Source organism: Gilliamella apicola (assembly GCF_000599985.1).
GTDB lineage: Bacteria > Pseudomonadota > Gammaproteobacteria > Enterobacterales > Orbaceae > Gilliamella > Gilliamella apicola.
Genome location: NZ_CP007445.1, coordinates 2,085,657 through 2,100,458 on the forward strand (window position 1 = coordinate 2,085,657; position 14,802 = coordinate 2,100,458).

At 33.4% G+C, this 14,802-nt stretch carries 11 protein-coding genes; 7 read left to right on the plus strand and 4 right to left on the minus strand.

The window, feature by feature from the left end; translation table 11 throughout:
• The first annotated feature begins 21 nt into the window (after positions 1-21).
• Together GAPWK_RS09405 and GAPWK_RS09410 are read left to right on the plus strand one after the other, a co-directional pair.
• On the plus strand, positions 22-1,569 hold the full coding sequence (locus GAPWK_RS09405) for a YjjI family glycine radical enzyme (RefSeq protein WP_211306586.1): 1,548 nt from the start codon (positions 22-24) through the stop codon (positions 1,567-1,569).
• On the plus strand, positions 1,544-2,410 hold the full coding sequence (locus GAPWK_RS09410; RefSeq protein ID WP_025315984.1) for a YjjW family glycine radical enzyme activase: 867 nt from the start codon (positions 1,544-1,546) through the stop codon (positions 2,408-2,410). Before GAPWK_RS09405 ends, GAPWK_RS09410 begins: the two co-directional genes overlap by 26 nt.
• A gap of 602 nt (positions 2,411-3,012) precedes the next feature.
• On the opposite strand, the gene GAPWK_RS09415 is transcribed toward GAPWK_RS09410, so the two are convergent.
• Together GAPWK_RS09415 and GAPWK_RS09420 are read right to left on the minus strand one after the other, a co-directional pair.
• Positions 3,013-4,482 carry a hypothetical protein gene (locus GAPWK_RS09415; protein WP_025315985.1) on the minus strand — a complete coding sequence of 490 codons (1,470 nt, stop codon included), beginning with the start codon at positions 4,480-4,482 and terminating at the stop codon, positions 3,013-3,015.
• A 651-nt stretch (positions 4,483-5,133) separates the two neighbouring features.
• Entirely contained in the window at positions 5,134-7,440 is a 2,307-nt protein-coding gene (locus tag GAPWK_RS09420) for a Tex family protein (protein WP_025315986.1), read from the minus strand.
• A 44-nt stretch (positions 7,441-7,484) separates the two neighbouring features.
• On the opposite strand from GAPWK_RS09420, the gene greB reads away from it, so the two are divergent.
• Positions 7,485-7,967 (plus strand): transcription elongation factor GreB, encoded by a 483-nt coding sequence (greB, locus tag GAPWK_RS09425; RefSeq protein WP_025315987.1) that lies wholly within the window; start codon positions 7,485-7,487, stop codon positions 7,965-7,967.
• A 260-nt stretch (positions 7,968-8,227) separates the two neighbouring features.
• Positions 8,228-9,328 carry a YcbX family protein gene (locus GAPWK_RS09430; RefSeq protein ID WP_038517441.1) on the plus strand — a complete coding sequence of 367 codons (1,101 nt, stop codon included), beginning with the start codon at positions 8,228-8,230 and terminating at the stop codon, positions 9,326-9,328.
• A 731-nt stretch (positions 9,329-10,059) separates the two neighbouring features.
• Here GAPWK_RS09430 and GAPWK_RS09435 read toward each other — a convergent pair.
• The gene (locus GAPWK_RS09435; RefSeq protein ID WP_051516268.1) at positions 10,060-10,641 is read right to left on the minus strand and encodes a cell division protein ZapC; all 582 of its coding nucleotides are present in this window, start codon (positions 10,639-10,641) and stop codon (positions 10,060-10,062) included.
• Positions 10,642-11,487: 846 nt separating this feature from the next.
• Between GAPWK_RS09435 and GAPWK_RS09440 the strand changes: the two genes are divergently transcribed.
• Positions 11,488-11,994 carry a helix-turn-helix domain-containing protein gene (locus GAPWK_RS09440; protein WP_025315990.1) on the plus strand — a complete coding sequence of 169 codons (507 nt, stop codon included), beginning with the start codon at positions 11,488-11,490 and terminating at the stop codon, positions 11,992-11,994.
• Positions 11,892-12,836, plus strand: coding sequence for an IS3 family transposase (locus tag GAPWK_RS09445; RefSeq protein ID WP_143423247.1), 945 nt, complete (start codon positions 11,892-11,894; stop codon positions 12,834-12,836). The genes GAPWK_RS09440 and GAPWK_RS09445 overlap by 103 nt, the downstream gene beginning before the upstream one ends.
• 75 nt (positions 12,837-12,911) lie before the next feature.
• On the opposite strand, the gene ilvC is transcribed toward GAPWK_RS09445, so the two are convergent.
• A complete protein-coding gene (gene ilvC / locus GAPWK_RS09450; protein ID WP_025315991.1) occupies positions 12,912-14,390 on the minus strand; it encodes a ketol-acid reductoisomerase in 1,479 nt (492 codons plus the stop codon).
• Between the two features lie 174 nt (positions 14,391-14,564).
• On the opposite strand from ilvC, the gene GAPWK_RS09455 reads away from it, so the two are divergent.
• Positions 14,565-14,801 (plus strand): YhdT family protein, encoded by a 237-nt coding sequence (locus tag GAPWK_RS09455; protein ID WP_025315992.1) that lies wholly within the window; start codon positions 14,565-14,567, stop codon positions 14,799-14,801.
• The last annotated feature ends 1 nt before the right edge of the window (position 14,802 follow it).

Below are 14,802 nucleotides of genomic sequence, written 5' to 3' on the forward strand. Positions count from 1 at the left end.
ATAGGTAATATAGAGGTATTTATGAACATGACCGAATTTCAACAAAACTGTTATAAAATTGTGACCGATCCTAATTTGTCACCAAAACAAAAATCTAATTTACTTGCCTTAGCAGCAGAAAATAATTTACCTTATGTTGATTTGGATAGTGATACTAAGCAAGCTTTAGATGAGCGTGTGATTTGTGACATGTATGAAGGTCATGCACCTTACAAACCTCGCTATGTTTTACCTGATTATGCAAAATTTCTTAAACAAGGATCTGAGTATTTAGAACTTGAGCCAGCAAAAACATTTGATGATGCATTAAATATGCTTACTATTGCTTATCACCATGTTCCATCGGTAACAGGTATGCCTGTTTATTTAGGATGTTTAGATCAAATCTTATTACCTTATGTTGGTAATCTTAGCGAAGAAGATCTTTATCAACGTTTAAGACATTTTTGGATAATGCTCGATCGCAATTTACCTGATGCGTTTATGCATGCGAATATTGGTCCGACTGACAATGTTATCTGCCGTATTATTTTACGCGTCGATAGAGAACTTAAACAGGTCGCTCCTAACTTAACGTTTATCTATGATGAAAAAATTACTCCAGAATCATTGCTATCAGTTGCAATAGAAAATATTTGTGAAACAGCTAAGCCACACATCGCTAATAATGAGATGATCAAAAAAGATTTTGATGATAAAGGTTATGGCGTGGTTAGTTGTTACAACTCATTACCTGTTGCAGGTGGTGGCAGTACTTTATCTCGAATTAACTTAAAAGAGGTTGCATTACGCAGTAAAAATATTGACGATTTTCTACAAAATACTCTACCTCACTATTGTCAGCTACAACTCAATTTGATTAAAGCTAGATCCGCATTTCTTTACGAAAAATCTAACTTTTTCACTCATAGTTTTTTAGTCAAAGAAGGTATTATAGACGCAGGTCGATTTGCTCCAATGTTTGGTATTTATGCAATGGCTGAAGCAGTCAATATTTTGCAAGAAAAATCTAACCTTGCTGGCCGTTATGGTAAGGATCAAGATGCCAATGATCTTGCTTCAACAATTTCACAACAACTTGCGGCGTTTGTCGATAGTCATGAAATCAAATACGCATGGCGTGGCAAAGCTATGTTACATGCTCAATCAGGTATCAGCACAGATAGAGGAGCAACACCAGGATTACGCATTCCGTATGGTCATGAACCTGATCCCGTTACACATATTATGGCACTGTTTAAACATCATCATTACTATACATCGGGTATCAGCGATATTTTAACGATTGATGAGACCATTAAAAGTAATCCATCAGCCCTACTGCAAATATGTAAAGCTGCGTTTCAATTTGGTTTCAGAGAATTTACCGCCAACATCAGTGGTAATGATTTGGTGCGTGTAACAGGTTATATGGTTAGACTTTCAGATATTGCCAAATATAAACAAGAAGGCTCTCGTATTAACACGACATTCTTAGGTAGTGAAGCAGCCGAAGATACCGTAAATAATAGTTATCTATGCCGTACCCCGCGAGTCATCAGTCATGAACAAGTCATGGGCAATCGTTAATAAACTGTTACCATTTTCTTGTGTTGACGGACCGGGTAACCGATTAGTCATATTTTTACAAGGTTGTAATTTTAAATGCTTAAATTGCCACAATCCTTATACCATATCATTATGTAAGGAGTGTGGTGATTGTGTAAATACCTGCCCACATCAAGCATTATCTTTTATTAATCATAAGGTCATCTGGCAAACTTCGGCTTGCCAGCAATGTGACACTTGTATTAATACTTGTGGTTATCATTCTACCCCTATGACATATAAATATAGCCTTGAAGATATTTTAATTATGATTCGGAAATATCTTCCCTTTTTAAATGGGATAACGGTTAGTGGTGGCGAGGCAACCATGCAGTTACCATTTATCGAAAAATTATTTAAAACCATAAAACAAACGAACGATCTAAAACATCTAACTTGTTTTATCGATAGTAATGGGTATTTAGCGCACACGGGCTGGCAAAAAGTAGCCGATACGATGGATGGTGCAATGATTGACCTTAAAGCTTGGAATAATCAGGTACATAAAAAATTAACAGGTCGAGATAATATTCGTGTAAAAAATACGATAACCTACCTTGCGAAAATTAAAAAATTATATGAAGTTCGATTCTTAGTTATACCAGAACATACAGATCTTCAAGATAATGCCAAGCATCTTGCGCAATTTTTAACAGAAATCAGTCCCAATATCAAAGTTAGAATTAATGCTTTTCATAATCATGGTGTTCATGGTATTGCCAAAACTTGGAAATCTGCCACTAAACAGCAAGTGGAAACTTTTGCAGATCAATTAAAACACTATGGTCTGAAAGATATTATGTTACCAAGTGTTTATTTATAACGCTTGAATCTTATTATAATTTAAGCATAACTAAATTTAATATTTTTTATGAACATTGCTTAATTAATTGATGATTATTATCATTTTTCATGAAATTAACCTACTTTTAATATTCATTGTTTTCTTTCCAATATCTTCATCTGATTTACTATTAACTAAAATTTCAGCATTTATGTTAGTTGTTTTTTTCATTTAAGATCATGCTGAAAATAATGCTACCCGTTTTTATGATGTTATCTAGGTTGATGCTAACGTCAAAAATAAAACAGATTGTCTACAAGGTATTGTCGTTATGCCCTGTATGTTAGCAACCCAAAACAACATTTTGGTTGGGTTAAAAAAACATGCAGGTCAATGATCAATTAAGTCATTTTCACACCTACCTATCAAACCAATGAAACTGTATTTAAATACAAGTTTGTTTTTATAATAATTGGCTTATTAGCAATCGTCACTTTAGTCATATTTTGCCAACAAAAGGTTAAACTTATTTCTATCCCAATACAGAATGCGCGCAGTTTTTTTGGCATTGACAAGATAAACTTGCCGAAAGATTGCAATATTTATTGATGCTTCAAGCAAGTCATCATTTTAATTAATTCCTAATATTTAATACACATAGTATAGGCACTGTCTGGTTCGACAATAACATTACCCTCAGCCACTCCGACACTGTAAGCATGGACAAATCCATTAGGATCAACCTTAGGGGACATCTCTTTGGTGAAATAAAAATCATAATTAAATAATTTTTGGTAATCGGAGAGGCCAGCCATCATATCGCGCAAGTCACCATTTATTGGTGCGTAATAGAAGATTTTACCCCATTCTCCCATTAAGCTATCGCCAATAGTTCGCTTAAAACCATTTCCTGCCAAATACCAATTTTCATTAACATTATTATCATATGAAAGCGGAGAATTGCTCAATTCGGCTCGGGTTGGTAAGCGGTCACCACTGTTTCGGCATAAACTTTGCGCATCAGAGAGAGAGACGAAACTAAGATTACCAGTATGTACATAAAACCAATGAATGATCGAGAATTGATAGAAGAATATTGCATTTGTTTGAGTGTTGGTGACTTGAATCACAAAATCATCACCACTATTAGGAGCGTTATTAGTAAAAATAAATTCACTTTTTGAGTCTGGAACTGAACTGCGTGGTACATTTTTTAGTGATGAATTTGGATTTTTAAGAAGTTTATAAGTATATTGTGATATCGATTTTAAAGGTACAACTCTAAATCGAGCTGATGGAAATGCCGTTGTAGGGAAGTATTTTCCGTTGCTATTAGTTGCAGTCGTTTTGAATCCTTTATGGGGAACAAATTGATTTGTATCATATGGATCAGGTCGATTTATCCAGTCAGCTCCCCAAGAAGCATTTTGACCGCCTTCTGGCCAACCATTTGTCATAATAAGTCCTAATACACCAGGCTGGATATAACATAAACCATCGTTGGTAGTAACCGGAAATGTTTTAGACACTTGTCTTGATTCGGAATCGGTTGGTATTCCGTATTGAGTTCTCGCAAAAAATTGAACAGTCACAGTAACCGACGAGTCACCTTTATAAGAACTACCTGTACATAAATTATCCCCTAACGGGTTGGTTGAATTCGAAGCGATAACATTATTATTCTGATCTTTCCATTCTGAAGTAATACTTTGAATAATAAAACTATTTGAGGATTCTAGATAATCTCCATCCCGATCACTAATATCGGCATTGGTTAATTGCGATAGATCAACATCAAATGAATAATTACTTGGTGAAGTATTAAAAGCAAGCGAAAGTTTTTTATTCGAATCCGGTGCTATAATTATGGGATCAATATTTTTCAAATTTAACTTCACTTGAATACCATTTAAAATTTTAGTATCCGCTGTTTCAAGTATTGATGGTGGAGTACCCTGTATGTAATTGGCAGTAGTAACTGTCAAATAGGCAAAAGAGGCATGCCCGTAACTGAGTAAGACGGTAAACATTAAAATATTTAGTATTAAGTGAGCTAAACTAAATTTTTTATAAAAAACAAATTTTTTATTCATTGCTACTCCGCTTTTCATAAACTACTCCGCCTATCCGAATTAGATTATCTTCAATAGAATCAAGTTAACGAACAAACATGCTTACAAAAGGTATATGACAAAAAGGAGAACATGCTCCTTTATGTATCGCTGATACCTAATATTTTAAAATCGAGTATGTGACAAAATATAAAAATTTATTTTATAGAACTGGTTACTTTAACTAACTGTAATTTTTTGACTATTTATTTAAATTTAATTTTTTATCCTAAGATTTCCATTACAAGAGAATCCTACTGAATAAAACCAAATAAAACTTTAAAAAAATACGCTATGAAATTTTTGGAATTGAATATCTTTTTACTTTAGCTTCTAACAATGTTCATCATTAGATATTTATTAAAACTTTTAAAAAAAATATTAAAACCCAAAAAACTACTAAGAAGTGAAAATAAGAAAAATAAAACTAAAATTGCTAGAGCTAATTTTAATCATTTAATTTTATAAAAGCAAATATTTCAGCAATAGAATCATTCAATAAAAAATTACATTAATAATTAATAATTGATTTTACGTCATTTTAAAAGAATCATTCTAATCTGATTTAAAGCTCTTATTTTGAACAAAACAATCCGATATGAATAAAGTTCCCATCATAAATATATAATATTAATGATGGGAGATCGTTAACTACTTCCCTTTTTTAAAGGCCGCGGCAAAGGCATTACCCATAGCGCTATTGCTTAATGTCGAGCTATTATTATTTTTTGAATGGTTAGCAGGTTTACTATTAGTTGATTTATTTCCTTCATGTTTTGGTGTAGTTGGATCATCTAGTCGCATTGATAAAGCAATTCGTTTACGCGCAATATCAACTTCAACAACTTTAACTTTGACAATATCACCGGCTTTTACTACCGTTCTTGGATCTTCAACAAATTTATCCGACAATGCCGATATATGGACTAAACCATCTTGGTGTACTCCAATATCTACGAAAGCGCCAAAGTTGGTTACATTGGTAACCGCGCCTTCCATAATCATGCCAATTTTCAAATCTTCCATCGTTTCGATATTATCGGCAAATTGCGCCGTTTTGAATTCTGGTCTTGGATCTCGACCAGGTTTATCCAATTCTTTGATAATGTCTGTCACGGTTGGAACACCAAAGTGATCATCAACATAATCGATAGCTTTAAGTGATTTCAAATAGCTTGAATCACCTAAAATCTCTTTTAATGTTTTGTGATTTTTATCCAAAATTCGCTCAACTACTGGATAGGCTTCAGGGTGAACCGCTGAGGCGTCAAGTGGATTTTTACCATCCATAATACGTAAAAAACCAGCACACTGTTCGAACGCTTTAGGACCTAAACGGCTAACTTTTAATAACTGTTTGCGATCGATAAATTGACCGTTTTCATTACGCCAATCAACAATATTTTGGGCGATCACTTTATTCAGTCCAGCAATGCGCGCAAGTAACATCATTGATGCAGTATTTAAATTAACACCAACGGCATTTACACAATCTTCGACAACAGCATCCAGTTTTTTAGCTAATTGAGTTTGACTCACATCGTGTTGATATTGCCCTACACCAATTGATTTTGGATCGATTTTTACCAGCTCAGCTAATGGATCTTGTAAACGGCGAGCAATAGATACCGCACCACGAATTGATACATCTAGGTCTGGAAACTCTTGAGCAGCAAGTTCAGATGCAGAATAAACAGATGCACCAGCTTCGCTGACAATGACTTTTTGCCCTTTTACCTCTGGATACTTTTTCTGAACATCCAGGTAAAAACGTTCAGTTTCACGAGATGCTGTTCCATTACCAATAGCAACTAATTCTACTTGATATTTGATGCAAAGTGCAGCCACCACCATTGCCGCTTTATCAGCTTGTCCTGTATGCGGGTAAATCGTTTCAGTTGCAACAAGTTTACCGGTCGCATCCACAACGGCAATTTTTACACCTGTTCGTAAGCCAGGATCCATCCCCATAGTGACTTTCATGCCTGCAGGTGCAGCCATTAACATATCGTGCAAATTTGCCGCAAACACATTAATTGCTTCCTCTTCTGCACGTTCGCGCAAAGTAGTCATAAGTTCGGTTTCCATGTGCATCAAAATTTTAATACGCCATGTCCAACTGATCACGGCTTTACGCCATTTATCAGCTGGCTGATCATTAAATCGAATACCAAGATGTTCAGTTATGATCTGCTCGCAATAACTCTCTTTTGGTGTTTCTTCGAATTGAGGATCTGCGTTTAAAGATAATTGTAAAAAACCTTCATTGCGTCCTCGAAACATCGCTAATGCACGGTGAGAAGGTACTTTAGAAATAAGTTCGCTTTGCGCAAAATAATCACGGAATTTTGCCCCCTCTTCTTCTTTACCAGTAACAACTTGCGAAACCAAGTGCGCATTATTCCAAAGATAATGACGCACTTTAGCCAATAAAGTCGCATCTTCTGCAAATCGTTCCATTAAAATATATCGAGCACCATCTAATGCGGATTTAGTATCAGCAATGCCTTTATCTGCATTAAGATATTGTTCAGCTTCATTCTCAGGGTTTAACATTGGATTTTGCCATAAGTTATCAGCTAATGGCTCTAATCCAGCTTCGATCGCTATTTGACCACGAGTGCGTCGTTTTGGTTTATAAGGCAAATAGAGATCTTCAAGTTCAGTTTTGCTTAAGGTTTGCTTAATACTTTGGCTAAGTTCTGGCGTCAATTTTCCTTGTTCTTCAATTGACTTTAAAATGGTCTGTTTGCGATCTTCAAGCTCGCGTAAATAACTCAAACGATTATCTAATGTACGTAACTGGGTATCATCAAGCCCACCTGTTACCTCTTTACGATAACGAGCAATGAAAGGAACGGTACTGCCTTCATCTAATAATTGTATGGCAGCTGAAACTTGTTCTGGTTTTACAGTAAGTTCACCAGCTATAATATGGCTAATTTGATTATTTATCATGGTATCTCAGTATATCTTATCGATTAACGGAATTTAATTTAATCATGCAAAAAGCTAATTATATAACAAGAGAAGGCTATTTGGCACTTGATCATGAACTGAAATATTTATGGAGGGAAGAAAGACCTCGTGTTACTCAAGCAGTATCAGATGCCGCAGCTCTAGGTGATCGCAGTGAAAATGCAGAATACATTTATGGTAAACGCCGATTGCGAGAAATCGATAGGCGTGTTCGATTTTTAACAAAAAGGTTAGAGATATTAACCATTGTTGATCCTGATCCAAGACAGGAAGGCAAAGTGTTTTTTGGCGCTTGGGTCAAATTAGAAGATGAAACGGGCGAATCACATATTTATCGTATCGTCGGTGCTGATGAATTTGATCCTAAAAAGAATTGGATCTCAATCAATAGCCCTGTTGCCCGAGCATTAATTGGCCATAAAGCTGATGATGAAATATCGGTCATTACACCAAACGGAAAAACCTTTTTTTATATTTTAGAGATCAGTTATTCTGAATTAACTTAATATTAAATAAATAGGATTATAAAAAAGGAAGAAACTAAAAAATCATTTATTTTTAAAAAGTAACACCTTTAAATAATATCGATTTAAAGTTAAAAACTCTAGGAAATAATGACTAATGTAAAGATAATTTTTTACAGAAATAATTAAATGATCCTAATCCAATAATCAATAAAATATATACTATAAGTATGTTGTTAGCTATAAATTATGGCTTATAAAGGTTACAATTAAAATAATTTTTATTATGTAATATTAAAATTATGATTTCTGTCAATCAGTTATATATATATCCAATTAAATCGCTTTCAGGTATATCACTCCAAACAGCCAATACCGTCGATGGTGGTTTTAAGCACGATCGAATCATGATGATTAGTGAACCTGATGGTACATTCATAACCGCCAGACAATTTCCGCAATTGTTAAAGCTTCAAGCATCTATAATGGGTAATGATGTTTCTGTTTCATTACCTTCGTCAGAAATAATTTGTTTTAATTTGGATGAATTTTCAGAAAATAATGAACCAACTGAAGTTTGGGGTAACCATTTCACTGCGCAAATTGCACCAATTAGAGTTAATCAATTTTTTAGTCACTTTCTTCAAAAGGATGTGCAGTTACGCTGGGTTGGTCATAATCTAACAAGACGAACTAAACGCTATCCACAAATACCAGTGAGTTTTGCTGACGGTTACCCTTATTTGTTATTAAATCAGGCTTCATTTAATTATTTGCAGCAGCAGTGCCCTGCAAAGCTCGATATTCAACAATTCCGAGGTAACATTATTGTTGATGGTGCATTACCTTTTGCCGAAGATGGTTGGAAAACAATTAAAATTGGCGAAGTTGTTTTTGATATCGTAAAACCTTGTACTCGTTGCGTATTAACAACGTTCAATGTCAATACAACAGAACCATTACCTAATAATGAACCTTTAAAAACATTGAGTTATTTTAGATCTGATTTGGAAGGAAATATCAATTTTGGCATGAATATGATTGCTCGAAATCATGGAACTGTATCGGTTGGAGATAAAGTTGAGATACTTGAACGACAACCCGCTAATAGTTATGTTAAAAACTTTCCTAAAGAAGAAACAAACAACTATCAATCTTGCATTATCTCTTTTGAAAATACAAAATTTGAAGGTAATAATCAACAAACACTATTAGAGCAACTTGAACAGCATCATATTTCACTTCCCTATTCTTGTCGGGCTGGTGTATGCGGTCGTTGCTCCGTGTTATTAAAGAAAGGACAAGTTAAATCATTAACGCAATCTGGAATTAAGCCCGATAACTCAATTTTAGCATGTAGTTGCATACCTATGAGTGATATCATCATAAAATTATTGAAATAACTATCTAAAAATCAATTAGATTTTTAATAAATTAAAAAGATACAATAAGTATAAGTGAAAAAATTATAATATAAATATAAGGTTACACTGGATATTTAAAAAATTTATTTTACTTGGTTATCTTTCTATTTCTGTTTATTATTAAGATCACTATCAAATTGTATTTGAAGATATAAAAAAGCAAAAGATGAAAAATTCGTAAAGAACTAGATGACGATAATTTTACAAATCTTACTTATCTTTTAAAATTAGGTATGAGTTATATTGAATTAGCTCAAAACTTTAGTTAAAAAACTGTAATAAATTAAATAAAATTTATGAGTTATTGTCTACTTAGAAAAATCATATTATCTTGATGAAGATAAAGAATATAGTAATTACAAATCCTATAACTTTAAAAACCGAGAAGATGGTTTAGTAGATGAATTCATAAAACGAAAACTAATGGATAAAGGATTGTCATTGATGCGGTTAGCAATCATGAAAGGTGGCTTAAATGCCGATCAAATAAGATTTAGTGAATAATAAAATAGTATCTACTATAAAAAAAGAAGAGGAGCCCGTCTACTCTGCTTTCTTAGGGAAACGCTAATCCATAACCTGAATACGCTTAAAAAATACAGAATATAATATTCAAAATTAAATCAAATCTGAATTACAGTATTGAATCAAAAGAATAATGAATTAAATAGGAATGAGTAGAGAATAACTACTCACGTTAAGTTTAGAAATTAAGAAATTGCTTTTAATTCTAATTCTTCATCATCTAAAACAATTGAATTATCTGGTTGTGCAAATTGCTGCGCTAAAGCAAGTCTATCATTCATTACCTTAATCGCCTCTGAAAAATAGAAAGTTTTGTTCATAGAGAAAAAAGTTGGTTGAGCAATAATACACAGTGATGCATGTTCACCAACTTCAACAACCATCATACAAACTTCCAATCCATCTTCTTGCATATAAACTTTAACAATATCAGCTACTTTTGGTGTATATTCAGTGGATTGTTGAGAAAAATACCAACTTTTTGGCATTTGCGGTTTTAAAAAATTAGCTGCGACAATACCGTTAATTGATAATTGAATTTTCTGTGATTCGGTCAAATTTAATGAATGACAACAATTGTGAAACTGATAGTAAGATGCGGCATCACTGACAGAAAATGAAAACTCACTAAAAACATCAGGAATTAGCATTTTACTTGGATAGCAAGAACGGAATAACATATCAGATGAAACTTCCAGCATTAAACTATCGTATTCACGATCAAAATACCAACGCCAACCATCAGTTGGTCGAAAAGCCATCTTCATTGATATATTACCTCCGCAATATAAGTAAATGTTAAAAGATAACATAATTTGAATATTAAATAAATAAAAAAAATTTAATTAACTAATTTTTAAAAACTTTATGATCATATCTGATCAATTAAAATGATCTTACTGTGATCTTTTACTATTTTTAGATCCAATTGAATTCAACACTATTTTTATACTGAAACGTTGGCATGATCTGAAACTTCTTTACAAAATTAAACTCATTCAGTATTTAACGAGATTCATTCACACATTTCATAACTTTTATATGCTACCTATATATTGCGATTTAATTTTTTAATAGATTTGTTACAGATCTGTTTTCTTACATTTTTCTACTCATAATTCAGGACTATTTTTTACTGAAACATAGTCAGGATCTGAAACTTCTTTACAAAATTAAACTCATTTAGTATTTAACTAGCTTCATTAATACATTTCATAGCTTTTATATGTTGCATATATATTGCGATTTAATTTTTTAATAGATTTGTTACAAATTTGTTTTCTTACATTTTTCTACTCAAAAATTTATGGCTATTTTTTACTGAAACATAGTCAGGATCTGAAACTTTTTCACAAAATTAAACTCATTCAGTATTTAACTAGCTTCATTAATACATTTCATACCTTTTATATACTGCATATATATTGCGACTTAATTTTCGATAGATTTATTACAGATTTTTTTCTTTCAATTTCCTATTCAAAAATTTAGGACTATTTTTTTACTGAAACGTAGGCATAATCTGAAACTTCTTTACAAAATTAAAATATAAAAAGGTGCCATTTTTGAAGTGACCCCCAATAGTTGGACAACCAATTACAGGGGGTCTTTTTATGTCAAAATATAGTCGAGATTTAAAAATTATCATAGCTAATGAATTCTTATCAGGAGAATCATCGGAAATTCTTTCAAAAAAATATGCGATATCTTCTAGTCAGATTCGATATTGGTCCCAAGTGGTTGCAATTCATGGTGATAACGCCTTTCAACCAACACCTCATTTACGTCATGCCGAAGCAAGATTACAAGCACTAAAATTAATGTGGACAAATGATTGGTCTCTCGGGCACACTAGTGCTATGCTTAATTTAAGTTCCTCCGGGCTTCTATTTGTTTGGCTTGATAGATATCATAAAAAAGGTTTCCGAGGGCTTGAATATCATTCCAGAGGAAGACCATGTATGAAGAAACCCCGTATTGAACCCACTCACTGTGATGATGAAAAAACAATTGAAGCATTAAAAGAGGAAATTGCTTATCTACGAGCAGAAAATGCTGTTCTAAAAAAGTTGGAAGAGCTGAAGCAAGCAAAACGTCAACAAACAAAGAAAAAACGTTAGTTGTTTTAGCTCTTAAATATCAGTATTCCTTAAGACATTTGCTATCAGCAACAAAACTGGCAAAAAGTGTTTTTTATTATCATGTTAATAGGTTGAAAACTCCGTCTGCTTATGAAAATGAGTTAAAACGTATAGAATCGATTTACCATGAACATAAAGGGCGCTATGGTTATCGGCGAATTCATTTAGCGTTGATAAATGAAGGAATTAAGCTCAATCATAAAACGGTACAACGATTAATGGGTCAGCTTAATCTCAAATCGACAGTAAGACCTAAAAAATATCGTTCTTATCGTGGAGAGACAGGTAAAACAGCAGCTAATTATCTTAAAAGAGATTTTAAATCATCGAGACCGAATGAAAAATGGGTAACGGATGTCACAGAATTTAAGGTAAATGAACAGAAAATTTACCTATCCCCCATTATCGATTTGTATAATCAAGAAGTAATCGCTTATAAAGTGGCTAAAAATGCACGTTTAACGTTGGTGACAGATATGCTTCAAAAAGGGATATCACGATTAAAACAGTATGAAAAACCGTTACTACATAGTGACCAAGGCTGGCAATATAGAAATTGCCATTATCAGAAGCTACTAGCTAATAATGGCATCAAACAAAGTATGTCCAGAAAAGGAAATTGTTTAGATAATGCGGTAGCTGAAAACTTTTTTGGTCTATTAAAATCAGAAATGTATCATGGACAATGCTTTCAAGATGCAGATGAATTGATTGAAAAAATAGAAGAATATATAGAATACTACAACACCAAACGGATTAAAGCCAAATTAAAAGGCCTGACTCCGGTTGAATATCGAAATCAGGCCTTACAAGCCGCTTAATAAAAGTGTCCAACTTTATGGGGTCACTTCAATTTGGCACCTTTTATTTTAATCAAAATTAAACTATTTCAGTGTTTAACTAGCTACATTAATACGTTTCATATCTGTCATGTAACTACGTAATTTACGACCCACTTTTTCAATTGGATGATTACGAATCTCTTCATTTACATCACGTAATTGGGCATTATCAACACTACCTTCAGGAATTGCTTTGCCAAGATCACCAGCTTGTAACATTGGCATAAATTTTTCTTTTAATAATGGTACAGCTGCATTAGCAAATAGATAATTACCATATTCAGCTGTGTCAGAAATTACCACATTCATTTCATATAAACGTTTACGGGCAATAGTATTAGCAATGAGTGGTAATTCATGTAATGATTCATAGTAAGCTGATTCAGGTAAGATTCCTGATTCAAGCATGGTTTCAAAAGCAAGTTCAACACCCGCTTTAACCATCGCTACCATCACCACACCTTGATCAAAGTATGCTTGTTCGTCAATTTTGCCTTGATATTCTGCTGCTTTTTCAAATGCAGTTTCACCTGTTTCTTTACGCCATTTTAATAAGTTAGCATCATCATTTGCCCAGTCTTTCATCATCGTTGAAGAAAATTCACCTGAAATGATGTCATCCATATGTTTACGATAAAGATCAGTCATGATCACTTTTAACTCTTTCGCTAAAGCATTAGCGCGTAATTTAGCTGGGTTTGATAAACGATCCATCATTAAAGTTATACCACCTTGTTTTAATGCTTCGGTGATAGTTTCCCAACCAAATTGTAATAATTTACAGGCATATGCAGGATCTACACCATCAGCAACAAGTTTATCAAAACAAAGTAATGAACCTGTTTGTAACATACCGCAAAGAATGGTTTGTTCGCCCATTAGATCGGATTTAACTTCGGCAACAAATGATGATTGTAAAACACCCGCACGATGTCCACCCGTTGCAGCTGCCCATGCTTTAGCAATTGCTAGACCTTCACCTTTTGGATCATTTTCTGGGTGAACAGCAATAAGTGTCGGTACACCAAAACCACGTTTATATTCTTCACGCACTTCGGTTCCTGGGCATTTAGGTGCGACCATCACAACAGTAATATCAGAACGGATCTTTTCGCCCACTTCTACAATGTTAAATCCATGAGAATAACCCAGTGCCGCACCTTGTTTCATTAATGGTTGTACAGCTTTAACAACCGCTGAGTGTTGTTTGTCTGGAGTTAAGTTAATGACAAGATCCGCAGTAGGAATAAGTTCTTCATACGTACCAACTTTAAAACCATTTTCAGTGGCTTTTTTCCATGATGCACGTTTTTCAGCTATGGCTTCTTTACGTAATGCGTAAGAGATATCCAATCCTGAATCACGCATATTAAGACCTTGATTAAGACCTTGCGCACCACAACCTACAATCACAATTTTTTTACCTTTTAAAAAATTCGCTTCTGAAGCAAATTCATCACGAGCCATAAAACGGCATTGACCTAATTGTTCTAATTTTTCACGTAAATTTAGGGTATTAAAATAATTTGACATCATTCTCTCCATGAGTTGAATTGTTTATATTCGAATCATGAAGCACTATATAACAATTTTATTGTTGCTAAAATTGATATATTTACAATATTATATTGCATAAATTGCAACATACTTGCTAAGTTAAACACTTTCTTTTACTCTAAGCCACTTTCAATTCACTAATGAATCATTATGGATCCACGTTATAAGCAAGCAAATAAAGAAGCTAAACTATCATTGTTGTTGACTTTTATCTACCTTATTGGGTGGATTGTTTGTGCTTATTTTGTCGGTGATAGTATTGGCCTTTTAGGCTTCCCTTTGTGGTTTGAGTTATCTTGCATAATGGTCCCTTTAGGTTTTATTTTATTGTGTTGGATCATTGTAAAATTTCAATTCAAAAACATCCCGTTAGAGCAAACTAAGTGAT